Origin of the sequence: Cronobacter condimenti 1330 (genome assembly GCF_001277255.1) — a bacterium.
GTDB lineage: Bacteria > Pseudomonadota > Gammaproteobacteria > Enterobacterales > Enterobacteriaceae > Cronobacter > Cronobacter condimenti.
This window is the reverse complement of the sequence record NZ_CP012264.1, coordinates 4,302,114-4,326,999: the sequence shown is the minus strand read 5'-3', so window position 1 is coordinate 4,326,999 and position 24,886 is coordinate 4,302,114. Positions and strand designations below refer to the sequence as shown.

Annotated in this window: 21 protein-coding genes and 1 rRNA gene; 9 read left to right on the top strand and 13 right to left on the bottom strand. The window is 55.0% G+C overall.

Annotation, left to right across the window (positions count from 1 at the left end):
- Positions 1-5 precede the first annotated feature (5 nt).
- A 5S ribosomal RNA gene (rrf, locus tag AFK62_RS19875) occupies positions 6-121 on the top strand.
- 254 nt (positions 122-375) lie between these two features.
- On the opposite strand, the gene mobB is transcribed toward rrf, so the two are convergent.
- The gene (gene mobB / locus AFK62_RS19870) at positions 376-888 is read right to left on the bottom strand and encodes a molybdopterin-guanine dinucleotide biosynthesis protein MobB (protein ID WP_007682073.1); all 513 of its coding nucleotides are present in this window, start codon (positions 886-888) and stop codon (positions 376-378) included.
- Positions 888-1,466: a molybdenum cofactor guanylyltransferase MobA gene (gene mobA, locus AFK62_RS19865; RefSeq protein ID WP_053532105.1), complete on the bottom strand. Its 579-nt coding sequence runs from the start codon at positions 1,464-1,466 to the stop codon at positions 888-890. Before mobA ends, mobB begins: the two co-directional genes overlap by 1 nt.
- 66 nt (positions 1,467-1,532) lie before the next feature.
- Here mobA and AFK62_RS19860 point away from each other — a divergent pair, with 66 nt between their 5' ends.
- The 3 genes from AFK62_RS19860 to dsbA all read left to right on the top strand — a co-directional run bounded on the left by AFK62_RS19860 (position 1,533) and on the right by dsbA (position 3,515).
- Complete coding sequence (locus AFK62_RS19860; RefSeq protein ID WP_007682069.1) at positions 1,533-1,802, top strand: YihD family protein; 270 nt, start codon at positions 1,533-1,535, stop codon at positions 1,800-1,802.
- A 75-nt stretch (positions 1,803-1,877) separates the two neighbouring features.
- A complete protein-coding gene (locus tag AFK62_RS19855) occupies positions 1,878-2,864 on the top strand; it encodes a serine/threonine protein kinase (protein WP_032984959.1) in 987 nt (328 codons plus the stop codon).
- A 27-nt stretch (positions 2,865-2,891) separates the two neighbouring features.
- On the top strand, positions 2,892-3,515 hold the full coding sequence (gene dsbA / locus AFK62_RS19850) for a thiol:disulfide interchange protein DsbA (RefSeq protein WP_032984960.1): 624 nt from the start codon (positions 2,892-2,894) through the stop codon (positions 3,513-3,515).
- A gap of 25 nt (positions 3,516-3,540) precedes the next feature.
- On the opposite strand, the gene AFK62_RS19845 is transcribed toward dsbA, so the two are convergent.
- A complete protein-coding gene (locus tag AFK62_RS19845; protein WP_007682062.1) occupies positions 3,541-4,449 on the bottom strand; it encodes an acyltransferase in 909 nt (302 codons plus the stop codon).
- A gap of 426 nt (positions 4,450-4,875) precedes the next feature.
- Between AFK62_RS19845 and polA the strand changes: the two genes are divergently transcribed.
- Together polA and AFK62_RS23150 are read left to right on the top strand one after the other, a co-directional pair.
- Entirely contained in the window at positions 4,876-7,659 is a 2,784-nt protein-coding gene (gene polA / locus AFK62_RS19840) for a DNA polymerase I (protein WP_053532104.1), read from the top strand.
- Positions 7,660-7,824: 165 nt separating this feature from the next.
- Complete coding sequence (locus tag AFK62_RS23150) at positions 7,825-7,872, top strand: spot 42 RNA, inhibition of DNA synthesis (RefSeq protein ID WP_071892919.1); 48 nt, start codon at positions 7,825-7,827, stop codon at positions 7,870-7,872.
- Positions 7,873-7,973: 101 nt separating this feature from the next.
- On the opposite strand, the gene yihA is transcribed toward AFK62_RS23150, so the two are convergent.
- Entirely contained in the window at positions 7,974-8,609 is a 636-nt protein-coding gene (yihA, locus tag AFK62_RS19835; RefSeq protein WP_007682059.1) for a ribosome biogenesis GTP-binding protein YihA/YsxC, read from the bottom strand.
- Positions 8,610-9,199: 590 nt separating this feature from the next.
- Here yihA and yihI point away from each other — a divergent pair.
- Positions 9,200-9,721, top strand: coding sequence for a Der GTPase-activating protein YihI (yihI, locus tag AFK62_RS19830; protein WP_007682058.1), 522 nt, complete (start codon positions 9,200-9,202; stop codon positions 9,719-9,721).
- A 184-nt stretch (positions 9,722-9,905) separates the two neighbouring features.
- Positions 9,906-11,279, top strand: a complete 1,374-nt coding sequence (gene hemN, locus AFK62_RS19825) for an oxygen-independent coproporphyrinogen III oxidase (RefSeq protein WP_007682057.1) — start codon at positions 9,906-9,908, stop codon at positions 11,277-11,279.
- Between the two features lie 26 nt (positions 11,280-11,305).
- Here hemN and AFK62_RS22360 read toward each other — a convergent pair whose 3' ends face one another.
- From AFK62_RS22360 to glnA, 4 genes are all read right to left on the bottom strand, one after another.
- Positions 11,306-11,428: a YshB family small membrane protein gene (locus AFK62_RS22360; RefSeq protein ID WP_007682055.1), complete on the bottom strand. Its 123-nt coding sequence runs from the start codon at positions 11,426-11,428 to the stop codon at positions 11,306-11,308.
- Between the two features lie 110 nt (positions 11,429-11,538).
- Positions 11,539-12,948 carry a nitrogen regulation protein NR(I) gene (gene glnG, locus AFK62_RS19820; RefSeq protein ID WP_007682053.1) on the bottom strand — a complete coding sequence of 470 codons (1,410 nt, stop codon included), beginning with the start codon at positions 12,946-12,948 and terminating at the stop codon, positions 11,539-11,541.
- A gap of 8 nt (positions 12,949-12,956) precedes the next feature.
- Complete coding sequence (gene glnL, locus AFK62_RS19815) at positions 12,957-14,006, bottom strand: nitrogen regulation protein NR(II) (RefSeq protein ID WP_007682052.1); 1,050 nt, start codon at positions 14,004-14,006, stop codon at positions 12,957-12,959.
- Between the two features lie 198 nt (positions 14,007-14,204).
- Complete coding sequence (glnA, locus tag AFK62_RS19810) at positions 14,205-15,614, bottom strand: glutamate--ammonia ligase (protein WP_007682051.1); 1,410 nt, start codon at positions 15,612-15,614, stop codon at positions 14,205-14,207.
- A 378-nt stretch (positions 15,615-15,992) separates the two neighbouring features.
- Between glnA and typA the strand changes: the two genes are divergently transcribed.
- Positions 15,993-17,816, top strand: a complete 1,824-nt coding sequence (typA, locus tag AFK62_RS19805; RefSeq protein ID WP_007682050.1) for a ribosome-dependent GTPase TypA — start codon at positions 15,993-15,995, stop codon at positions 17,814-17,816.
- An 81-nt stretch (positions 17,817-17,897) separates the two neighbouring features.
- On the opposite strand, the gene ompL is transcribed toward typA, so the two are convergent.
- The 5 genes from ompL to yihS all read right to left on the bottom strand — a co-directional run bounded on the left by ompL (position 17,898) and on the right by yihS (position 24,881).
- Positions 17,898-18,584 (bottom strand): porin OmpL, encoded by a 687-nt coding sequence (gene ompL / locus AFK62_RS19800; protein WP_007682048.1) that lies wholly within the window; start codon positions 18,582-18,584, stop codon positions 17,898-17,900.
- A 73-nt stretch (positions 18,585-18,657) separates the two neighbouring features.
- Positions 18,658-20,088, bottom strand: a complete 1,431-nt coding sequence (locus AFK62_RS19795; protein WP_007682046.1) for an MFS transporter — start codon at positions 20,086-20,088, stop codon at positions 18,658-18,660.
- Positions 20,089-20,140: 52 nt separating this feature from the next.
- On the bottom strand, positions 20,141-21,547 hold the full coding sequence (locus AFK62_RS19790; protein WP_053532102.1) for an MFS transporter: 1,407 nt from the start codon (positions 21,545-21,547) through the stop codon (positions 20,141-20,143).
- A 45-nt stretch (positions 21,548-21,592) separates the two neighbouring features.
- A complete protein-coding gene (locus tag AFK62_RS19785; RefSeq protein WP_007682044.1) occupies positions 21,593-23,617 on the bottom strand; it encodes an alpha-glucosidase in 2,025 nt (674 codons plus the stop codon).
- A 22-nt stretch (positions 23,618-23,639) separates the two neighbouring features.
- Entirely contained in the window at positions 23,640-24,881 is a 1,242-nt protein-coding gene (yihS, locus tag AFK62_RS19780; RefSeq protein WP_007682043.1) for a sulfoquinovose isomerase, read from the bottom strand.
- Between the last annotated feature and the right edge of the window lie 5 nt (positions 24,882-24,886).

Below are 24,886 nucleotides of genomic sequence, written 5' to 3'. Positions count from 1 at the left end.
ATTTGCCTGGCGGCTGTAGCGCGGTGGTCCCACCTGACCCCATGCCGAACTCAGAAGTGAAACGCCGTAGCGCCGATGGTAGTGTGGGGTCTCCCCATGCGAGAGTAGGGAACTGCCAGGCATCAAATAAAGAACCCCTCAGCACTGCTGAGGGGTTTTTGCTTTTTGCGCCCGGGGCACGCACGGCCCGCGGGGCGTCATTACCTTCCGGCTCCTGTCATCACAGCCGCTTCACACGGTTTCCGCTCACTTCCACCGTGCTTAGCGGGCCGAAAGCGTCACCGGTGGCTCGAGCTTTATTCCCGTGATGTTTGTCGCCCCGTAAACCACCGCCCAGCAGCCAACACCCTTACTTCTGCCAGAAAACAACCCTTGTCATTGCTGTCCGGCCAGCCAGCTTGCTATAAACGCGGCAATCTGCGACGGTGCGTTAATATTGAGTACCGGTACGCCGACAGACAGCAGCGGGACATCACTGGCAACGGCAATCACGTCCGCATCTGGTGCTAATTCAGCGACATCCCGTCCCGTGCCCTGCCGGAACAGCAGGATCTTCGTTATCGTCTCGTGCTTAAACCCTTCTACAAGGATCAAATCCAGCTGCGAGCTGTCCATCCGACTTGCCAGATAATGCAAATCAGGCTCTGCCTCTTCCGGGGTTTCGGTCATCAATGCCCAGCGTTTAGCACTGGCGACCAGGGTTTGCGCTGCCCCCGCTTTACGCAGCACATAGCTGTCTTTACCGGGCGTATCTACGTCCATATCGTGATGAGTATGTTTTATAAGCCCAGGCCGAATGCCTCTTTCAATCAGGAGCGGTATCAGCGCTTTCAGCAGCGTCGTTTTGCCCGTCCCGCTCCACGCGGCGATACCCAGTAACGGAACCATTATTTCTCCTGCCAGCGTTCAAGTTCGTCGAGTGTATTTACGTTCGCGAAAGCGGTTTTATCAGGAATGACCACCTCCTTCCCATTGACTTCACGCAGAAAAACCATCACACGACGTTCTCCGCGCGCCAGATAACCGGCGAGCGGCACTTGCGCCGAGCGATGCATCAGCGCAATAGCAGGGTGGTCTCGCTCGCCATCGTTAACCCACACGGCAGGCGCATTCCCTTTAGCGGTCCAGAGCTGTTGAGCGAGCTCTTCAGGAATATGCGGCGTGTCGCAAGGGCAAAAAAGATACCACTCACTCTCAAGATTTTGCATGACAGAAAGCATACCCGCGAGCGGCCCTGGAAAATCCGGCAACGTATCGGTGATAACCGGATAACTGCAGGCGCCATAAGCGTCCAGATCCCGGTTCGCACTGACGGCGACGCGCTCTACCTGTGTGGCAAGGCGATCCGCCACATGACGCCACAGCGCTTTGCCGTTGAGCAACATCAGCCCTTTGTTCTGCCCGCCCATTCGCGTTGCCCGACCGCCTGCCAGCACCACGCCGGTAATCGCGCTAAGCTTATCCACGAATATCACCTCTTTTCATACGGTTTTGTCCCTGCTAACGTGTCAGCCAGATAAAAGGAGCCCATGATGAAATGTAAACGCCTTAATGAAGTTATCGAGCTGCTTCAGCCCGCCTGGGAGAAAGAGCCGGATCTCAACTTGCTTGAATTTCTGCAAAAACTCGCCGCTGAATCTGGTTTTACCGGCGAACTGTCCGATCTTACCGATGATATCCTGATTTATCAGTTAAAAATGCGCGATGCCGATAAAGACGCGGTGATCCCGGGCATTCAGAAAGACTACGAAGATGATTTTAAAACGGCGCTTCTGCGCGCCCGAGGCGTGATTAAAGAGTAAAAGCTTGTAAGAGACGCCCTCGCTTTCGCTGCGAAATGATATCCTGAAGCATTGCTTGTGTTTGCGGATATCGGGATGACAGATAACGCTTTTACTTTCCAGACGCTACAGCCAGACGCCATCATGGATGCTTTGTTTGAACACGGCATTCGTGTGGATTCTGGCTTAACCGCGCTCAATAGTTTTGAAAACCGCGTTTATCTTTTTCAGGATGAAGATCGTAAGCGTTTTGTTGTGAAGTTTTACCGCCCGCACCGCTGGAGCGCCGATCAAATTCGCGAAGAGCATCATTTCGCGCTTGAGCTGGAAGCCGATGAAGTGCCGGTTGCAGCGCCGTTACGTCTGCATGGCGATACGCTGCTGACGCATAACGGCTTTATGTTTGCGGTCTTTCCTGGTCTTGGTGGTCGTCAGTATGAAACCGATAACCTCGATCAAATGGAATGGGTCGGACGTTATCTGGGCCGTATTCATCAGACCGGCAAACAGCATCTCTTCTCACATCGGCCAACGATCGGCATAAACGAATATCTGCTTGAGCCCCGTGCGGTATACGAAACCAGTACGCTTATCCCTGCCTCGCTCAAAGCTGCCTTTTTGCAGGCGACCGATGCCCTTACGCACGTCGTCACCGCTCGCTGGCAGCCTGGCTATGATGCGCTGCGCCTGCATGGCGACTGCCACCCTGGCAATATCCTCTGGCGCGATGGCCCGCTCTTTGTTGATCTCGACGATGCCCGCAATGGCCCGGCCATTCAGGATCTCTGGATGCTGTTAAATGGCGATATCGCTGAACAGCGCATGCAGCTCGAAACCATTCTTGAAGCCTACGAAGAATTCACTACGTTTAATCTCAAAGAACTTGAGCTGATAGAACCGCTTCGCGCAATGCGGCAGGTTTATTACCTCGCATGGCTTATTCGCCGCTGGGAAGACCCTGCGTTTCCTCGCAACTTCCCGTGGCTTGCCGAAGAAGATTTCTGGCGCCGTCAGACGGCGACTTTTAACGAGCAAATTCGGGCGCTCAACGAGCCCCCTTTACACTTAACGCCAATGTATTGATCAGTAATATTCAGGAGAGAGTAAATGATGAAGAAGATTTGGCTGGCGCTGGCCGGTATGGTGATGGCATTCAGCGTATCTGCTGCCGATTACGCTGACGGAAAGCAATATAACACGCTGGAAAAGCCGGTCGCTGGCGCGCCGCAGGTCATGGAGTTCTTCTCCTTTTACTGCCCGCACTGCTATCAGTTTGAAGAAGTGCTGCATGTTTCTGACAGCGTGAAGAAAAAGCTCCCAGCTGGCACCAAAATGACCAAATACCACGTTGAGTTTCTGGGCCCGTTGGGTAAAGACCTGACGCAGGCATGGGCAGTCGCGATGGCGATGGGGATTGAAGATAAAATTACGACCCCGATGTTTGAAGCAGTGCAGAAAACGCAGACCGTACAAACCCCGGCGGATATCCGTAAAGTTTTCATTGATGCTGGCGTGAAGCCGGAAGAATATGACGCCGCCTGGAACAGCTTTGTGGTGAAATCTCTGGTCGCCCAGCAAGAAAAAGCCGCAGCGGATGTGGGCCTTCAGGGTGTGCCTGCCATGTACGTCAACGGTAAATACCAGCTTAACCCACAAGGCATGGATACCAGCAATATGGACGCCTTTGTCCAGCAATATGCCGATACCGTAAACTACCTGCTTAGCAAAAAGTAATTGTCGCTTAAAATGAAAAAGCCGGTCACTGACCGGCTTTTTTATATGCTTGAAAAAGCGATTCAAGCTCATCGTCTTTCTCGTTCCATAATCCGTTCAGCCACTGCTGAAAGCGACGCTTAAAGTTTTTATCATTCACATAATCGCCGTGCAGTGATGCTTCCAGCGGCAATAAATGAATACGCACCACAATATGCGTTAACTTGCCGCTCAACATATCGTAAAACGGCGTGCGGTTATTTTCCGGGTAACAGAGCGTGACGTTTAACATTTTATCGAACTGTTTTCCCAAAACATTCAATGCCATTGCAATACCTGCCGCTTTCGGCGGAAGTAAGTGCCGGAACGGCGAGAGTAGCTGGCGCTGTTTCTCTTCGGTAAAACGCGATCCCTCAACGAAATTCACAATCGTGCTAGGGTGATAGCGGAATTTCTCGCAGGAGCGGCGTGTGGTTTCTACATCTTTACCGCGTCGTTCCGGGTGACGTAACAGATAACTGCGGGAATAACGGCGCATAAATGGCATATCCAGCGCCCAGCAGGCGAGCCCAATAAAGGGCACCCAGGCCAGCTGCTGTTTCAAAAAATATTTATTCATCGGAATATGCTTACGAAACAGCACGCACAGCACCACAATATCCGCCCAGCTATGGTGATTGCTGATAAGCAAATACCAGTGTCTTTTATTCAACCCTTCCAGCCCCTGAATATCCCATTTGAGATGCGGGTTCAGATGTAAAAGGTATGCCAGCCCTTCGCACCAGCAATACATCATAAAATTACAAAAGCTGGAAACCGACCGCCAGACAGCAGGAAAAGGCAGTACCAGTTTAATTATTCCGGCAAGGATAATCGGCACGGAGCATGCCACGGTTACCAGAATGGTCAGCACAATGCTCAGCAGCAGCGTTACCGCAGCGAGTAATCTCGACATATTGATTTCATGTGTTCATAAAAATGCCGGGTCGGCAGAGGGCGCAGATTCTAACAGAAAACGTTCTGGCGTGATGAGCCTAAACGTAACGTGCGGTGAATGACCGTCAGGTTTTACAGGTGTAATAAGCGAAACGGCAAAGGCCTTATTTTATATCCACAATAAAACTTTACCGACAAAAAATAATTAGCGGTGATAGAAATTCTATAACCTCCTGATTTCTTAGATTATTTATAGCGCTTCGTTAAATTTTTATCTTGCGTTATTAATAGCTTAGGTTTTTGTGCACAAACTTATCCACAGAGCGCAATGCGAGAGATCGCGCGGATCGGCAAAACTTTCTGACCGATCGGCCCTTTGCGTTTCATATTTTGCGCCAGGCTATGGCATCCTTTATCTATAACTTCATTATCAGGCACGGACATTATGGTTCAGATCCCAGAAAATCCCCTTATCCTCGTCGATGGCTCTTCTTACCTGTATCGCGCATATCACGCGTTTCCGCCGCTGACGAACAGCGCCGGCGAGCCGACAGGCGCGATGTATGGCGTGCTGAATATGTTGCGCAGCCTGATATTACAGTATCAGCCGACCCACGCCGCCGTGGTGTTTGACGCGAAAGGGAAAACCTTCCGTGATGAACTGTTTGAGCATTACAAATCCCACCGCCCGCCAATGCCTGACGATCTGCGTGCGCAGATCGAGCCACTACACGCGATGGTAAAAGCGATGGGGCTGCCCTTGCTGGCGGTTTCTGGTGTAGAGGCAGACGATGTTATCGGCACGCTGGCGAAAGAAGCGGCGGCGGCAGGGCGCGCGGTGCTTATCAGCACTGGCGATAAAGACATGGCGCAGCTCGTTACGCCAGATGTCACGCTTATCAATACGATGACCAACACGGTGCTTGGGCCGGAGGAAGTCTGCGCGAAATATGGCGTGCCGCCAGAGCTGATTATCGACTTCCTGGCGCTGATGGGTGACGCTTCCGATAACATCCCGGGTGTTCCCGGTGTGGGCGAAAAAACCGCGCAGGCGCTGTTGCAGGGCCTTGGCGGGCTGGATGCGCTCTATGCGAACCCAGAGAAAATTGCAGAGCTCTCCTTCCGTGGTGCCAAAACCATGGCAGCGAAGCTTGAGCAGAGCAAAGAGGTCGCTTATCTCTCCTACCAACTGGCAACGATTAAAACCGACGTTGAGCTGGAGCTGAGCCACGATCGTCTTGAAGTCCAGCAGCCACTGGCGGACGAACTGCTGGCGCTCTTCAGGCAGTATGAGTTCAAACGCTGGACGTCCGATCTGGAAGCCGGCAAATGGCTACAGTCACGCGGCAAACCGGCCGCTAAACCAACAGAAACCATTGTCGTTGAGGCGCAGCCGGAAGAAGAAGCCGTCGTGCTCTCGGCAGAGCGTTACGTCACTATCCTTGATGAAGAGACGTTGCAGGCGTGGATCGCGCGCATCAAAAGCGCTCCCGTGGTGGCGGTGGACACTGAAACTGACAGCCTCGACAACCTGACGGCCAACCTCGTCGGGATCTCTTTTGCCACCGAGCCGGGTCTGGCTGCGTATATTCCCGTCGCGCACGACTATCTGGACGCACCGGATCAGCTTTCCCGCGATCGCGTGCTGGAACTGCTCAAACCGCTGCTGGAAGACGAAACGCTGGTGAAAGTAGGGCAAAACCTGAAGTTCGACCGCGGCATTTTACAGAATTACGGCATTGAGCTGCGCGGCATCGTTTTCGATACCATGCTGGAGTCTTACATTCTGGACAGCGTCTCTGGCCGCCACGATATGGATAGCCTCTCCAGCCGCTGGCTGAAACACACTACCATCACGTTTGAGCAGATCGCTGGTAAGGGCAAAAACCAGCTCACGTTTAACCAAATCGATCTTGAGCAAGCCGGGCGGTATGCCGCGGAAGATGCAGACGTGACGCTTCAGTTGCATCTCAAAATGTGGCCAAAGCTGCAACAGCACAAAGGCCCGCTGAATATCTTTGAGCATATCGAAATGCCCCTGGTGCCGGTGCTGTCGCGCATTGAGCGCAACGGCGTGAAAATCGATCCGGCAGTGCTGCATACTCATTCGCAGGAGATTGCGCTGAAGCTTGCCGAGCTTGAGCAGAAGGCGCATGAGATTGCGGGCGAACCGTTTAATCTCTCGTCTACGAAACAGCTGCAAACGATCCTGTTTGAAAAGCAGGGCATTAAGCCGCTGAAGAAAACGCCGGGTGGCGCGCCGTCTACGTCAGAAGAGGTGCTGGAGGAGCTGGCGCTTGACTATCCGCTGCCGAAAGTCATTCTGCAATACCGCGGACTCGCGAAGCTGAAATCGACGTATACCGACAAACTGCCGCTGATGATCAACCCGAAAACGGGCCGTGTGCATACCTCTTATCATCAGGCGGTAACGGCGACAGGGCGTCTGTCCTCAACCGATCCGAACCTGCAAAACATTCCGGTACGTAACGATGAAGGGCGTCGTATTCGCCAGGCGTTTATCGCGCCGGAAGATTACGTGATTGTTTCGGCCGACTACTCGCAGATTGAACTGCGCATCATGGCGCATCTGTCACGCGATAAAGGGCTGCTCAGCGCCTTTGCCGAAGGGAAAGACATTCACCGCGCAACAGCCGCGGAAGTCTTTGGTCTGCCGCTGGAGAGCGTATCAACTGAACAGCGTCGCAGCGCTAAGGCGATAAACTTCGGGCTGATTTACGGCATGAGCGCCTTCGGCCTGTCACGTCAGCTCAATATCCCGCGTAAAGAGTCGCAAAAGTACATGGATCTTTACTTCGAGCGCTATCCTGGCGTGCTGGAATATATGGAGCGCACTCGCAAGCAGGCAAAAGAGCAGGGCTATGTGGAAACGCTGGATGGGCGTCGCCTTTACCTGCCGGATATCAACGCCAGCAATGCGGCGCGTCGCGCAGGTGCTGAACGAGCAGCGATCAACGCCCCGATGCAGGGTACTGCGGCGGATATCATCAAACGTGCCATGATTGCGGTCGACGCCTGGCTTGAGAAAGAGCAGCCGCGCGTGAAAATGATCATGCAGGTACACGATGAACTGGTGTTTGAGGTGCATAAAGATGACGTTGAAGCGGTGTCGCAGAAAATCCATGAATTGATGGAAAACAGCATGCAGCTGGATGTCCCGCTGCTGGTGGAAGTCGGTAGCGGCCCGAACTGGGATCAGGCCCACTAAACCCTGAAAAGGGAGAAAGTGCTTTTGTAACTTAGCAACATAACTAATAGATTTTTGTGATAATCATTAGAAATTGCTATGTAAAGAATGAAAAGAAATTACAAAAAGTGCTTTTTCCCGTCATAAAAAAAGGGTAGAGTTAACGACGTAGGGTACAGAGGTAAGATGTTCTATCTTTCAGACCTTTTACTTCACGTAATCGGATTTGGCTGAATATTTTAGCCGCCCCAGTCAGAAATGACTGGGGCGTTTTTTATTGGGGCTAAAAAAGAGTTTGCATGATGACGCGCGAGCCAGGCCCGCGCCGTGAAGGGTTATTCCTGGGCTGCGTCTTCTTCAGTGGCAGGCGGCAGATCGTTAAACCAGCTGTCCAGCTTAGCGCGCAGTTTGTCCACGCCCGATTTCTTCAGCGATGAAAACGCTTCGACCTGCACGTCGCCATTAAAGGCAATCGCTGCTTCACGCACCATATTCAGTTGCGCTTTGCGCGCACCGCTCGCGAGCTTATCGGATTTGGTCAGCAGTACCAGAACGGGAATAGCGCTGTCCACCGCCCACTCGATCATCTGCTGGTCGAGATCTTTAAGCGGATGACGGATATCCATCAGCACTACCAGGCCTTTCAGACACAGGCGTTTTTCGAGATATTCGCCCAGCGCGCGCTGCCATTTGCGCTTCATCTCTTCCGGCACTTCGGCGTAGCCATAGCCGGGCAGGTCCACCAGACGCTTGCCGTCCGTCACTTCAAACAGGTTAATAAGCTGGGTGCGTCCCGGCGTTTTACTGGTACGCGCCAGGCTCTTTTGGTTAGTGAGCGTATTCAGCGCGCTCGATTTCCCGGCGTTGGAGCGGCCTGCGAAAGCCACTTCGATGCCGGTATCGGCTGGAAGATGGCGAATATCCGGCGCACTGGTCACAAAGTGCGTCTGTTGATAGTTCAACTGAGTCAAAACGGTCGTCTCCGTCAGGATAAGCGTAAGCAATAACCGCGATTATACCTGAACAGGGCTAAAAGGCTGTTGTTCTCTCCGCTGGCTTACAAAACGGCTGCGAAATATGTAAGAGATCCGCCCGTTTAGCTTTGCGATTTCGCCAGGATAAAAACCAAACGATTAAGTTTTAATTAAGTAAAAACAGTAAGTTAACCTTGCAGAAATGTCCGAAAATAGACTTTTGAGGCGTAGAACGGCTTGAGCCCGCCGTTCAGACTGGTAAAGTAAGCCTCACGGACAACGGAGTGTCGCAACGGATAATAACTCAGGACGAGAGGTCAGGAGCGTCAGGGTGACGAAGCACACAGCATACCAGGACGGTAAACGTCGGAGACGTGTTAAAGGATAAGGGAACACGACACGGAGCGTTGTCGGCTGAAGGAAAAACAGGGCGGGTTGTAAGCGCACCAGGACGGTGAATACCGATGACCGGTTAAAAAGTCAGGAAAAAAGGCGACAGGTTTACCTGTCGCCTTTTTTCTTTACTTGCTTTCTGCTAGATTCCGCCGCAATTCTATACTGTTTAAAACGGCCCAAGACGATAAATTATGAAGCAACCCTCATCTTCTGTGCGTGGCAAAGGCCCCGCGAAAGCTCGCCGTAAAACGCGTGAAGAATTAAATCTGGAAGCCCGCGACCGTAAGCGCGATAAAAAGCACCGCGGCCATGCGGCGGGTAGCCGTGCGACGGGCGCGGGCGCGTCTGGAAAATCCTCCGGTCAGTCCAAACAGAAAGACCCGCGCATCGGCAGCAAAAAACCGATTCCGCTTGGCGTGAGCGACACGCAGGACGCCAAACCTCAGAAGCATCAACAACCCCCTAAAAGTGAGAAACCTATGTTGTCACCGCAGGAAGAGCTGGACATGCTGGAGAATGACGAGCGCCTGGACGCGCTGCTGGAGCGGCTGGAAGAAGGGGAAGCCCTGAGTACAGAAGACCAGGCGTGGGTGGATTCCCGTCTCGATCGTATTGATGAGCTAATGCAGCAACTGGGCCTCTCTTACGAGGATGACGAAGAAGAGGAAGAACAGCAGGAAGACATGATGCGCCTGCTCAAGGGCGGCAACTAACCCTTCCGATGGGCCCGACCGTCCTGCTTATACTCCTTCCGATAGTATGTTATCTGGTGTGGTTATTCGTTAAACTACACCGGCTGTCGCGGCGCCAGAAGTGGCTGCGCAGCCGGCTTGTCACCCGCCCGGCGGGTGGGCCAGTTCGCCGAACACGTCGGCGAAATCGTCGGAAGGAGTGAGCATGTCTGAGCAGGTAATCGACTGGGATCTGGCCCTTATCCAGAAATATAACTATTCCGGGCCGCGCTACACCTCGTATCCCACGGCACTTGAGTTTTCTGAGACGTTTGGCGAAGCCGATTTCGGGCGTGCTGTTGCGCGTTATCCTGACCGGCCGCTATCGCTTTACGTGCACATCCCGTTCTGCCATAAGCTGTGCTACTTCTGCGGCTGTAATAAAATCGTCACTCGCCAGCAGCATAAGGCTGACCAGTATCTCGACGTGCTGGAGCAGGAGATAATCCATCGCGCGCCGCTGTTCGCCGGGCGTCGCATCAGCCAGTTGCACTGGGGCGGCGGCACGCCGACCTACCTCAGCAAAGCGCAAATAAGCCGTCTGATGCACCTGCTGCGCACCCATTTTCATTTTAACGACGACGCTGAAATCTCTATCGAAGTCGACCCGCGCGAAATCAAACTCGACGTGCTGGATCATCTCTATGCGGAAGGCTTTCGCCGTCTCAGTATGGGCGTGCAGGATTTCAATAAAGAGGTTCAGCGGTTGGTGAACCGCGAGCAGGATGAAGACTTCATCTTTGCGCTCATCAAACGCGCGCGCGATGTCGGTTTCACCTCAGCCAATATCGATTTGATCTACGGCCTGCCGAAGCAGACACCGGAAAGCTTTGCTTTTACGCTGCAACGTGTGGCGGAACTCAACCCGGACCGCCTGAGCGTCTTTAACTACGCGCACCTGCCGACGCTGTTTGCCGCGCAGCGCAAAATCAAAGAAGCGGATCTGCCTTCCGCGCAGCAGAAACTCGATATCCTGCAACACACCATCCACTCGCTCACGCAGGCGGGGTATCAGTTTATCGGGATGGATCACTTCGCGAAGCCGGACGATGAGCTTGCGATCGCCCAGCGCGAAGGCGTGTTGCATCGCAATTTCCAGGGCTATACCACGCAGGGTGACACCGATTTGCTGGGGCTGGGCGTATCGGCCATCAGCATGATTGGCGATTGTTATGCGCAGAACCAGAAAGAACTTAAGCGTTATTACCAGGCCGTGGACGAGCAGGGCAACGCGCTGTGGCGAGGGCTTGCGCTCACCCGTGACGACTGCATCCGCCGGGACGTCATTAAAGCGCTTATTTGTAATTTCCGGCTCGATTTCGCGGATATTGAAAAGGCGTGGTCGCTCGATTTTGCTGATTATTTCGCAGAAGATCTCCGGCTGCTGGCGCCGCTTGCGAAAGACGGGCTGGTGGCGGTGAACGAGAGCGGCATTACCGTCACGGCGAAAGGGCGTTTGCTGATTCGTAACATCTGCATGTGCTTTGACGTCTACCTGCGCCAGAAGGCGCGGCTACAGCAGTTCTCACGCGTGATATAAAAAAGCGGGCATTCAGCCCGCTTTTTTTAACTAAAGAAGTTCACCAGCGCTGCGCACAGCAGGGCGGCAATGGCCGTCTGGGGCGTATGACCTGCGGCGGCGCCAGCCTGCGCGCTCTGCGTAGCGATATGGATTAATGATTCCAGCATAACAACTCTCCCCCATAACCGCGCCCGATCATACTCAAGCCTGGCGGACAGTAAAGTATAAAATTAGAGCAATTTGTACGCGACAATGCTTTTTTACACAGTCCTGTCTGTTACTCCATACCCAGCTCTTTCAGCTTACGCGTCAGGGTGTTTCTGCCCCAGCCCAACAGGCGCGCGGCTTCCTGTTTATGCCCCTGCGTGTGACGTAGGGCCGTGGTAAGTAACGTGCGCTCCATCTCTGGTTGCGCCTCGGAAAGCAGGTTTTGGTGACCGGAATGCAGCGCCCGGTCAGCCCACTGCGCAAGCTGCGTCGCCCAGCTTTCGGGAAGCGTCTGCGACGGCGCATCCGGCGTGCTGGTTTCAAACAGCTCGGCGGGCAAGTCCTGAATCAACACTTCCTGACCTGCGGCCATCACGGTAAGCCAGCGGCAGGTATTCTCTAGCTGGCGCACGTTGCCAGGCCAGGCCAGACGCGTCAATGCTGCTTCGGTTTCCGGGTGGAGTAGTTTGGCTTCAACACCCAGCTCGCGCGCCGCGACCTGTAAGAAATGGCGGGCGAGGCGTGGAATATCTTCACGGCGCTCACGCAGCGGCGGCAGATGTACGCGGATCACATTCAGGCGGTGGAATAAATCTTCACGAAATTTCCCTTCCTGCACGCGCAGTTCAAGGTTCTGGTGCGTCGCTGCGATAATGCGCACGTCGACTTTTACCGGCGCGTAGCCGCCGACGCGGTAAAACTGGCCATCCGCCAGCACACGCAGCAGGCGGGTCTGGACATCCAGCGGCATATCGCCGATTTCATCGAGAAACAGTGTGCCGCCGTCAGCCTGTTCGAAACGGCCCTGGCGAATCTGGTTAGCCCCGGTGAACGCGCCTTTTTCGTGGCCGAACAGCTCCGATTCGATAAGGTCTTTGGGAATGGCTGCCATATTGAGCGCGATAAAGGGCGCTTTGACACGCGGGCTGTGGCGGTGCAGCGCATGTGCGACGAGTTCTTTACCGGTACCGGATTCGCCGTTAATCAGCACGCTAATGGAAGAGCGTGAGAGGCGCCCGATAATACGAAAGACATCCTGCATCGCTGGCGCTTCGCCGATGATGTCGGTCGTCGGGCCAAAGACCTGCGCGCTGCGCGGCTGCTGCTGCTCCTGATAGTGGCTAATGGCGCGCTCGACCAGCGCCACCGCCTCGTCGATATCAAACGGTTTTGGCAGATAATCAAACGCGCCCTGCTGATAGGCGCTGACCGCAGCGTCGAGATCCGAATGCGCGGTCATAATGATGACCGGAAGCATCGGGTGGCGCTGTTTAATCTGTTTTAGCAGCGTCAGGCCGTCCATACCCGGCATTCGAATATCCGACAGCAGCACGTCCGGGGTTTTCGTGCTCAGCGCGTCCAGCACCTCGTTGCCGCTCTCAAAGGTGGTGCAGCTTAAGCCTGCTCCGGTGAGCGCGCGCTCAAGCACCCAGCGAATGGAGCTATCGTCATCGACGATCCAGACAATCCCTCGTTGCATAATCACCTCTATTTCCGAATAGGCAGGAAGACCGAGAATTCGGTATGGCCTGGCCAGCTGTTAAATTCGATTTTTCCCGAATGCTGATCGATAAGATTCCGGGCGATGGAAAGCCCAAGGCCGGTGCCGCCTTCGCGGCCACTGACCATCGGGTAAAACAGTGTGTCCTGCAGGTGCGCGGGAATACCCGGCCCGTTATCTTCCACATCGATGCGCGCCGCCAGGCGATAACGCACGCCGTGCAGCGTAAGCTGAAACGCGGTGCGGGTGCGCAGGGTAATCTCGCCGCCCTCGTCGCCAAGCGCCTGGAGGGCGTTACGCACGATATTCAGCAGCACTTGTTCTATCTGGTCCGGGTCGTGCGTGAATTCCGGCAGGCTGGGGTCGTAGTCACGCAAAAGCCGGACGTTGTCGGGAAGCTCCATCGACACCAGTTTCACCACGCGTTCCGCCACTTTATGAATACTTTCGGTGACGTGCATACCCGGCTGTTGCGGCCCTAACAGGCGGTCCACCAGGTTACGCAGGCGATCGGCCTGTTCAATGATGACTTTGGTGTACTCCGTCAGCGACGGATCGGGCAGCGCGCGGGTGAGCAGCTGCGCTGCGCCGCGAAGACCACCGAGCGGGTTTTTGATTTCATGCGCCAGGCCGCGCACCAGATCGCGCGCGGCGACTTGCTGGGCATGCTGGAGTTGTTCCTGGCTTAAACGTCGCTGATTATCCATCGGGGCCATTTCCAGCAGGATCAGGCCTTCCGGCAGACGTTGCGCCGTCAGGGAAAGAATATGCGAGCGACCGTCGATCACCAGCGTCACTTCGTTATCGGTAAATCCCTGGCCTGCGTTCAGGCTTTCCTGCATCAGGCTGATATTAAGGGAAAAATAACTCAGCAGCTCCGGTAAAGGCGTGCCGTAAAGCTTACGTGAACTTTGCGCGAGCAACTGCTGCGCCGCCGGGTTGGCGTAATGCACTGCCAGGTCATCGTCGACCAGCAAAATGCTATTGATTAATGCGTTAAGGATCTGCCCAGCATCGGGCAGCGTGCCTGTTGCCATCCAGCAGTCCCCCAGGTTTTGCACCATTTTAGTGCAGTATAGCGTTTTAACGACCAAAAAAGCGTTAAAACCAGTTACGGGTGGTGAAAAAAGCCCATCCGAAGATGGGCTAAAGTTTCCACGGCAACAAAAAAACAGTGACGGATTTCACGCAGTGGCGACAACCTGAAATCCGTGGGCTATCAACTTCAAAAAAAATTAAACGCTGTAGTACAGTTCGAACTCAACCGGGTGCGGCGTCATGCGAACGCGGTCGTTCTCTTCGATACGCAGCGCGATGTAAGCATCAATAGCATCGTCAGTGAACACGCCGCCTGCGGTCAGGAACTCACGGTCCTGATCCAGCGCCTGGAGGGCTTCTTCCAGAGAGCCGGCAACCTGCGGGATCTCTTTCGCTTCTTCCGGCGGCAGGTCATACAGGTTTTTGTCCATCGCTTCGCCCGGGTGGATCTTGTTCTTAATACCGTCAAGACCCGCCATCAGCAGAGCAGCGAAGCACAGGTACGGGTTAGCTGCCGGGTCCGGGAAGCGCACTTCGATACGACGCGCTTTCGGAGACGCAACCACCGGAATACGGATGGACGCGGAGCGGTTACGCGCGGAGTAGGCCAGCATTACCGGCGCTTCGTAGCCCGGCACCAGACGCTTGTAGGAGTTGGTGGTCGGGTTAGACAGGGCGTTGATGGCTTTCGCGTGTTTGATGACGCCGCCGATGTAGTACAGCGCCTGCTCAGACAGACCTGCGTACTTGTCACCAGAGAACAGGTTGGTACCGTTCTTGGACAGGGACATGTGGCAGTGCATACCGGAGCCGTTATCGCCGAACATCGGTTTTGGCATAAAGGTCGCAGTTTTACCGAAACGGTGTGCGACGTTATGCACGACATATTTGTAGATCTGAATTTCGTCCGCTTTTTTGGTCATGGTGTTGAAGCGGGTTGCCACTTCGTTCTGACCGGCGGTGGCGACTTCGTGGTGGTGCGCTTCAACGACCAGACCCATCTCTTCCATGGTCAGACACATGACAGAACGGATGTCCTGAGAAGAATCCACCGGCGGAACCGGGAAGTAACCGCCTTTCACGCCTGGACGGTGGCCTTTGTTGCCGCCTTCGTATTTGGTGGAGGAGTTCCACGCGCCTTCGATGTCGTCAATGGCGACATGAGAACCGGAGATGGAGCTGCCGAAGCGGATATCGTCAAACAGGAAGAATTCAGGTTCCGGCCCGAACAGAACGGTGTCAGCGATGCCGGTGGAGCGCAGGTACTCTTCTGCACGCTTGGCGATAGAACGCGGGTCGCGATCGTAGCCCTGCATGGTACCCGGCTCAAGGATGTCGCAACGAATAATCAGGGTCGGTTCTTCGTAGAACGGGTCAATGACAGCGGTGGAGGCGTCCGGCATCAGCACCATGTCAGATTCATTGATGCCTTTCCAGCCACCGATGGAGGAACCATCGAACATTTTACCTTCTTCGAAGAAGTCGGCGTTCACCTGGTGGGCTGGGATGGTGACGTGCTGTTCTTTACCTTTCGTGTCAGTGAAGCGCAGATCCACAAACTTCACTTCATGTTCATTCAGCATCGTCAGAACGTGTTCAGCGGACATACTTAACTCTCCCGGATTTGTCATTGTCGTCGTGGTAACGAGGTCTTCAGTACTTATTAAAATTGGCGTTGCCGCCCTGAATTCTTTAAAGCGAAATCTGTGCCAACTTTCAAATCCCCCCAAAAAGGCGCTATCATGCGCGTCATAGTGCAAAAGGGCTGCACCACGATGGACAGATTGCACCAATATAGTGCCTGTGTGTAAAAAACAAGCACTGTGTTGGTGCAATTTACGTTTAATAGCCCTTTTACCGCTGCGTGAAAACGATCACAAAGCCTGGCGACAAGACTTGTTTGCGTCAGATGATTGTGATCCTGTTTAGTCCTTCGATTAATACGTGTACAATAACGCGCTATTTCTAATGCCTGAGGCAAAGTTGTGATCGAAAAATTGCGTAACATCGCCATCATTGCGCACGTTGACCATGGTAAAACGACCCTGGTTGACAAGCTGCTGCAGCAATCCGGTACGTTCGACGAACGTGCTGAAACTCAAGAGCGCGTGATGGACTCCAACGATTTGGAGAAAGAGCGTGGGATTACCATCCTCGCGAAAAACACCGCGATCAAATGGAATGATTACCGTATCAACATCGTTGATACCCCTGGGCACGCCGACTTCGGTGGTGAAGTTGAACGTGTCATGTCCATGGTTGATTCCGTGCTGCTGGTGGTTGATGCTTTTGACGGCCCGATGCCGCAGACGCGCTTCGTGACCAAGAAAGCATTTGCCCATGGCCTGAAACCTATCGTGGTTATCAACAAAGTTGACCGTCCGGGCGCGCGTCCTGACTGGGTTGTGGATCAGGTGTTCGACCTGTTCGTGAACCTCGACGCGACCGACGAGCAGCTGGACTTCCCTATCGTTTACGCGTCTGCGCTGAACGGTATCGCGGGTCTGGATCACTCTGACATGGCGGAAGACATGACCCCGCTGTACCAGGCGATTGTTGACCATGTACCGGCACCGGACGTCGATCTCGACGGCCCGCTGCAGATGCAGATCTCCCAGCTCGACTACAACAACTATGTTGGCGTTATCGGCATCGGCCGCATCAAACGCGGTAAAGTGAAGCCGAACCAGCAGGTCACTATCATTGATAGCGAAGGCAAAACGCGTAACGGTAAAGTCGGTAAAGTACTGGGCCACCTCGGTCTGGAGCGTATCGAGACTGATCTGGCGGAAGCAGGCGATATCATTGCTATCACCGGTCTTGGCGAGCTGAACATCTCCGACACCATCTGCGACCCGCAGAACGTCGAAGCGCTGCCGGCGCTGTCTGTTGACGAACCGACCGTTTCTATGTACTTCAACGTCAACACCTCGCCGTTCTGCGGTAAAGAAGGTAAATACGTTACCTCTCGTCAGATCCTTGACCGTCTGAACAAAGAGCTGGTGCACAACGTGGCACTGCGCGTTGAAGAAACCGAAGATGCTGACGCGTTCCGCGTGTCTGGTCGTGGCGAACTGCACCTGTCTGTTCTTATCGAGAACATGCGTCGTGAAGGTTTCGAACTGGCGGTTTCCCGTCCGAAAGTTATCTTCCGTGAAATCGATGGCCGTAAACAAGAGCCGTTCGAAAACGTAACGCTGGACGTCGAAGAGCAGCATCAGGGTTCTGTCATGCAGGCACTGGGCGAGCGTAAAGGCGACCTGAAAAACATGAATCCGGACGGCAAAGGCCGCGTACGTCTCGACTACGTGATCCCAAGCCGTGGCCTGATTGGCTTCCGTTCTGAGTTCATGACCATGACTTCTGGTACGGGTCTGCTGTACTCCACCTTCAGCCACTACGACGATATCCGTCCGGGCGAAGTCGGCCAGCGTAACAACGGCGTGCTGATCTCCAACGGTCAGGGTAAAGCGGTTGCGTTCGCGCTGTTCGGTCTGCAGGATCGCGGCAAGCTGTTCCTGGGTCACGGTGCGGAAGTTTATGAAGGCCAGATCATCGGTATTCATAGCCGTTCTAACGACCTGACGGTGAACTGCCTGACTGGTAAGAAACTGACCAACATGCGTGCGTCCGGTACGGACGAAGCAACGGTTCTGGTTCCGCCTATCAAGATGACCCTGGAGCAGGCGCTCGAGTTCATCGATGACGACGAACTGGTCGAAGTAACCCCGCTGTCCGTACGTATCCGTAAACGTCACCTGACGGAAAACGATCGTAAACGTGCCATGCGCGGTGCGAAAGAAGAGTAATACGGGATATCCGTAAGCCGGGTCAGCGTTCGCGCCGCCCGGCATGACTTAAAAGCCGCTGAAGATTCAGCGGCTTTTTTATTAGAACGAATACCGTAGCCCTAAGCGAATACGGTACTGCTCGCGGTGATAATCATTCCAGCGGTCCAGCCACTGTAGCTCGACATAGGGCAGCCAGTGCTGATCAAGCTTATAGCGAAATCCATGCGTAATTTCCCAGTGGTGATCTTTCCCGTTTTTACTGTGGTAATCATTGACCCGCTGAAAGAAATGCGGCTCGAACGTATAAGCCAGCTTCTCTGTTACTTTAATATTCCAGTAATTAGCAAATTCGTGCGTGTCGTTTTTATCCATCCTGCCGTTAACGTCCGGCGTATCGTAATTATTATGGTTATAGCGATAGCGAACCGTCAGATTAAACCAGGGCGTAAATTTATAATTAGTATCTAAATACGCCGCGCCGCCTGAGCCGTCGATACTGTCATTAATCAGCCCGCCGGGCTGGAACGTCAGGTTTTCCGTTGGTTTAAACAGCGGATACCAGCCTTCGATTTCATTGTAACTGTGCTTGAGCTCATCCCATTTGCCGACGTTATAAGCGTTCGTCGCCATCAGCCCGGCACCGCCATCAAAGTTATAACCCGCGCGCAGGATCACCTCATGTAATTCGGACGCGGTGTTATATGCCTCGCGAGTTTCGACATAGGCACCGGCAAAAGCGCCGCCGGGAACCGATGAAAAAAGCAGTACGGTTGCGATTCTCTTCATAGTATTTCCCTATAACAGATACAGAAAGGCCGCCCCTTCGGCAAACCGAAGGGGAAGAGAGCCCGGGTTGCCGTTATAACGTGACGGCTGAGGCTTTATGGTCGGGGTCAGTATGCGTAACGCCGGCGGCATGTTTTTTCCGCCAGGCAATTTCCTCAATAATAAAAGCGAAACGCTGCTCATTGAGCTTATAAAAAAAGCCCATCGTCACGGCGGCAATGATCGCAAGCCCGCATGGCCAGAGAAAAATAAGCTGACGTAACCCGTCGAGCGTCGCCGGGGTTTGCAGCGCGTTCGGCACATAGCCAATTTCCGTGAGCATAATGCCTGGCAGAAACCCTGCCAGTGCCGCAGAAATCTTACGGGAGAAGGTGTAGCCGGTATAAACCGAGCCTTCAGCGCGAATGCCGGTTTTCCACTCGCCATAGTCGACGGTATCCGGTACCAGCGCCCAGTTGAGACTGTTGACGAACGCGGTGCCGAAAAACGCCATGCAGGAGAAGAGGACAAAACTCAGGGAGGTGGTTCCCCAGACGTAATTGAAAATATCGCCTGCGGCCCAGAGCGTAAGGCCGCCAAGGTAGACCTGTTTCTTGCCAAAGCGCTTCACCGCGCCCGGGACCATAAACACGCCAACCAGAATGCAGCCCATACTGAAAAAGCCCATCCACGACAGCAAATGCAGATCGTTAAGTACGTACTGTGTGTAATAGACCTGGATGGCGAGTTTGATATTAAACGCCGCCAGCGTGCAAAGATTAGCGATGCAGAGCACCAGCAGCGGCGGGTTCTGGAAAATCGCGCAAAACGACTTCAGCATCCCTGGCTTATGCCCGGCCGGGATGACTTCCACATAGCGCTCGCGCACGCCGCGGTAGCAGCACCACATACTGATAAGCCCGACGCAGGCGAAAATCAGCGCTGCCGTCAGATACCCGAGTGAGGGACGAGACGCAAACAGGGACTGAATCGGCATAAAGCCCACCGTACAGAGCAGCAGCCCGAGCGTAGCACCGCCCTGACGCCACGCCGCCAGATGTGCGCGCTCCTGCGGATTTTTGGTTATAGCCGGCACCATCGCGCCATAGGCGCAGTTCATCAGGCTATAAAACAGCCCAAAGAGCATAAACAGCACCGTGGCGAGCGCGGTTTTCAGCGTCAGCGGCAGATCGTTGGCGACAAACTGCGCCGTCGCTACCAGCGCCACCGGGAACGAGGCGAACAGAATAAAGGGGCGGAATTTGCCGCGCGGACCGGGCGCGCGTCGTGAATCCACCAGCACGCCGGTCAGCATATCGGTCAGCGCCGTGAAAAACTTCGCCACCAGAAAAATCACGCCGCCATAAAAGGCAGGCAGGTGCAACTCATCGGTATAAAACTTCAGAAGATACAGCGTCCCGATACACAGCATCAGGTTGGAGCCGAAATCGCCCATTCCATAGGACAACTTTTCCCGCAGGCTCAGCCGGAGCGTCAGCGGATCCTGAGTAGTGAATGCCGTCATAGCCGATCCTCAAAGCGAGGGCCCACGCCGGGCGGCGCGGGCACCCTCGTGGTTACGCGCCAGGCGAAAACGCCCGCTTCCGGTTTTCCAGTTCATCCACAATCCGCACGTACATCTTCTCGTTAAGGTTGTAGAAGCAGCCCATCGCGACGATCGTGACCACCGCCAGCACGCACGGCCAGATAAAGATAAGCTCGCGCAGGCCTTCTATCGTGGTGGCCGACTGCGCCACATTGGGCACATAACCAATCTGCGTCAGCATCAGGCCAGGGAAAAACCCGGCCAGCGCCTGGGAGACTTTACGAAAGAAGGTAAAGCCGGTGTAAACCGTGCCCTCTGAACGCACGCCGGTGCGCCATTCGCCATATTCCACGGTGTCGGACACCAGCGCCCAGTTAAGGCTATTCACAAATGCGGAGCCGAAAAACGCGAGGCAGGAGAACGCCACAAAGCTCACGGAACCGTTGCCGAACGCATAGTTGAGCACGTCGCCTACCGCCCAGATCAGCAGCCCGCCGATATAAACCTTCTTCTTGCCAAAACGGCGCACCGCGCCCGGCATCAGGAATACACCGATAAAAATGCAACCCATGCTGAAGAAGCCCATATACGAGAGCAAAATCGGATCGTTAAGCACGTACTGGGTGTAATAAACCTGAATGGCGAGCTTGACGTTGAACGCGCCGAGCGTACAGAGATTGGCGATGCACAGCACAAACAGCGGGCGGTTACCGGCGATAGCGCGAAACGACTGCAACAGACCCGGTTTTTGGGCCGGGCTGGCGGCGCCGGTCTCGACATAACGTTCACGCGTCCCCGCATAGCACCACCACATAAACAGCAGGCCAAAGAGCGAGAACAGCGTCGCGGCGAAAATGTAGCTAAGCTGCGGATTGTTATCGATAAGGTTCATTACCGGGACAAAGCCCACCGTACAGAGCAATAAGCCGAGCGTGGCACCGCCCTGGCGCCATGCGGCAAGCGAGGCGCGTTCGTCGGGGTTTTTGGTGATCGCAGGCACCATCGCGCCATACGAACAGTTCATCATGCTAAAGAACAGCCCGTAGAGCATGAACAGCACTGTTGCCATCACGGCCTTGCCGGTTATCTCAAACGGCGTTCCCACAAAGTTCGCGATAGCGAGCAGTGTTACCGGAAAGGCCGCGTACAGCACAAACGGCCTGAATTTGCCCTTAGGCCCGATCCGACGCCGCGAGTCGAGCATAATGCCGGTGCCCATATCGGTGAACGCGGTAAAAAACTTAGCGACAAGAAAGATAATGCCGCCGTAAGTGCCTGGCAGCCCCAGCACGTCGGTATAAAATTTCAGTAAATACAGCGTGCCGATATCCAGCAGGATATTGGAGCCTAAATCGCCCATGCCATAGGCGACTTTCTCTTTAAACGGCAAACGCAGGGTGGCCGGATCGCCGCCCGGCTGGGAAGTGGTGTGACTCATCACGGTTCTCCTTGCGCCCGCAGGAAACCCTGCGGGCGAGCCTCATCAGATATGACGCAGCGAGCTAAACAGCGACGCCCAGTCGCTGTGCGCCCGGTAGAACACCGGCGGTTTGCCGAGCGGCGCTTCAACGGTCACCTCACCGCCTGCGCACGTCTCGCCAGTCCAGACGTTCACCCAGTTATCTTCCGGTAGCCAGAGCGTCCAGTCGCGGCGCCCTTCTTCATAGACCGGGGCGACCAGCAGATCGCGGCCAAACAGATACTGGTATTTAAGGGTGTACGCCCGCGCTTCGTGTTCGTAATGCAGGAACAGCGGGCGCATGACCGGCAGGCCAGTCCTGGCGTTTTGTTCCACCGCCTGTTTGATGTAAGGCTTGAGCGTCGTGAATATCGTTGTCATGCGGGCAAAATGCGCGATCGTCTCGCGATCGGCATCGAACTGCCAGTTATCACCCGGACGATTGCCTTCATGGGTGCGCATCATCGGTGTAAAAGCGCTGAAATCGCACCAGCGCAGCAGCAGCTCTTTACTGCGCTTCATCTCAAAAAGGGTGGTATAGCCGCCGATATCGCTGTGGTGCAGCCCGTGGCCGGACATTGCAAGCGACAGCGCCGCCGGGATAACAGAAGCCAGGCCGTCGTCGAGACTCCAGTCGACGTTCTGATCGCCTGCCCACATCATCGTTGAGTATTTCTGGCTGCCGGTATAACCGGCGCGCATAAAGAAGAGGATCTCGCCGAGCTTGCCGGTCTCCTGGAGCGCCTCGTAGTTACATTTTGCCCACAGCGCAGGCCAGGCGTTATGCATAATTTCTGCACTGACGCCGTTATGCAGATGCGTGTCAGTCGGCAGGTATTCGCCAAAATCTGCCATCCAGCCGCCGCAGCCGAGTTCAATCAGGTTCTTTTTGATGACCTCTTTGTACCAGTCGTAAGCCTCCGGGTTTGTCAGGTCGATGACGCCGGCGTAGAACTCGCCGAATTCAACGTGATAATCCTGGCCCTGGGCGTCTTTAGTCAGATAGCCCCGCCGCGCCGCCGCCTCGCACAAATCACGATCGCTTGCGACATAGGGATTGATATAAGAAAGGAACTGCACGCCTTCGCGCTTCCATTGCGCAATACGTGTATCCAGTTGCGGATAACGCTCGCTGTTCCATTTCCAGTTCCACATCACGCGCTTGCCAAATGAGGTCATACGGATGCCGGACCAGTCCTGCGCCCAGATGCCGTTTACTTTGACGCCGCCCTGGCGCATCACGTCGAGCTTCTGCTGGCACACCTCTGTGCCGCCCTGAATACCCAGCGTTACGCCGTCATAGACCCAGTCCGGCAGCGCGGGCTGGCGGCCCAGTAGCGCGGTGAGTTTTTCCAGCAGAATGATATAAGTGGGCGCGCATTCGATGCGGAGCGTCGCGTTATCTTCCCAGAATGCCAGCTCGTGATAATCCGGCGCGCTGAAGTCGAAATTCATGTAGCAACTGTTATCGACGTGGCAGTAATACTTCTGGGTGCTGACAAAGGTCGGCTGCGGGAAGAACGTCCAGTAATAGTCGCCACCCGCGTTCTCTTTGCAGTCGGCAAGCCAGGTGACATGGCTCTGCTTGTTGCGGCCCACACCTTGTTCGCTGGTCCACAGCGGAAACGGCTTACCGCGCAGGTCGAAGTAAGAAAATTGCTCGCCGCAGCCGTAGATATGATCTTCCGGGTTTGCCGCCAGCCGCAGCCAGAGACGGTTATGCCGCGCAGCGTCGTTGCGAAGCGTCAGCGTCAGCCGCCCCTTATCGTCGGCACTGACATCAAGCGTGGCGCTGACCGCGTCGCCGCGCGTAAAGCGGATAGCCCAGCCGTCAGGCTGGTCGCTGACGGTCGCGTGCGTCAGGGCGATTTTTTCATCGAGCCGGTCTTTGATGCTGAAATTACCGCGGAACATCTCGATATCCGCCACGCCTGCGCCCGCCCACAGGCAGGGCGCGTCCGGAGTGTGACGCAGGATCAAACGGTTTTCATACGTCAGCGAGAAGCCGTGGTCGATGCGGGTGAGATGAATGTTTTGTAGGGTACGCATAAAGCCTCCATCACCGTGATTATTATTTGGCGTTGATGTCCAGCAGCCCGGCGGCGACCGCAGGCGCTAAGCCTGGCGCAAGCGGCAGGCGAGGAATGACCAGGCAGTGCAACAGGTGATAGATATCCTGTTTGCCGTCCCAGACTTTGGTGGTGACCTGATTGTTCTCATCCAGCTCCTGCCACCAGGAACCGTTTTCGTAATCCATCAGGTACTGGATGCAGTAGTCCCACCATTTTTGATACCAGGCTTCGTACTGCGCGTCGTGCGTCACGGTGTAGAGCGCATAGGCTGTACCCATCGCTTCCACAATCGGCCAGCGTACCCGCTCGCGAACGATAGGCGTGCCGTCCCAGCCCACCGAATAGACAAAGCCATCTGCGCCATCCGGCGCCCATGCATCGCGGATCGTGGCGTGGAACAGGCCTTTGGCGTCTTCAAGCAGCCATTCCGGGGCCGCCTCGCCACGTGCTTCCAGCGCGGCGCGCAGATGCAGCATCAGGCGCGCCCACTCAATCCAGTGGCCCGGCGTGCCGCCATAGGCGCGGAACCGGTGCGCGGGGTTTTCTTTGTTGTAATCGCGAATCGGGTTCCAGCGGGTATCGAAATGCTCGTTAACGCGATAATCGCCTTTGCGGGCGACATCATGAATGATGACCGAGGCGATGCGCAGCGCGCGCTCCAGCCATTTACGGTCCTGCGTTACGTCATAGACGATGAGAAATGCCTCAACAGCATGCATATTGGCGTTGCCGCCCCGGTAGTTTTCCGTCTCGGTGAAGGCTTCGTCCCATGACTCCAGGCACATCTGTTCCGCTTCGCTCCAGAAATACTTCTCGATAATGGCGATGGCGTCGTTAAGCAGCGGACGCGCGGCCGGGTGCCCGGTCGTCACGGCGCTGGCGGCGCCCAGTAGCACGAAGAAATGCTGATACCCTTGCTTGGAGGCATCCATGACGCCGTTATCGTTAACGCAGGCGTACCAGCCGCCATGCTGTTTATCGCGAAGCGGCCCGTTCAGGGCATTAATGCCGTGCTCCACCAGCGCATAGGCGCCCGGGCGCCCCATTGAGGCGGCGACGGCGTAAACGTGCAGCATGCGGGCAGTTATCCATAAATGCGTGCCCATCTCTTCTTTCACCTGACCGTTGTTGCCAAGCCAGCCAAACCCGGTGGGCACGGCCGCATGGCGGCCAAAGGCGAAAATGCGGTCGGTTTCCTGTTCAAGCCAGCGGTGATGGCTCAGCGTGTTAAACCATTTCATTGTCT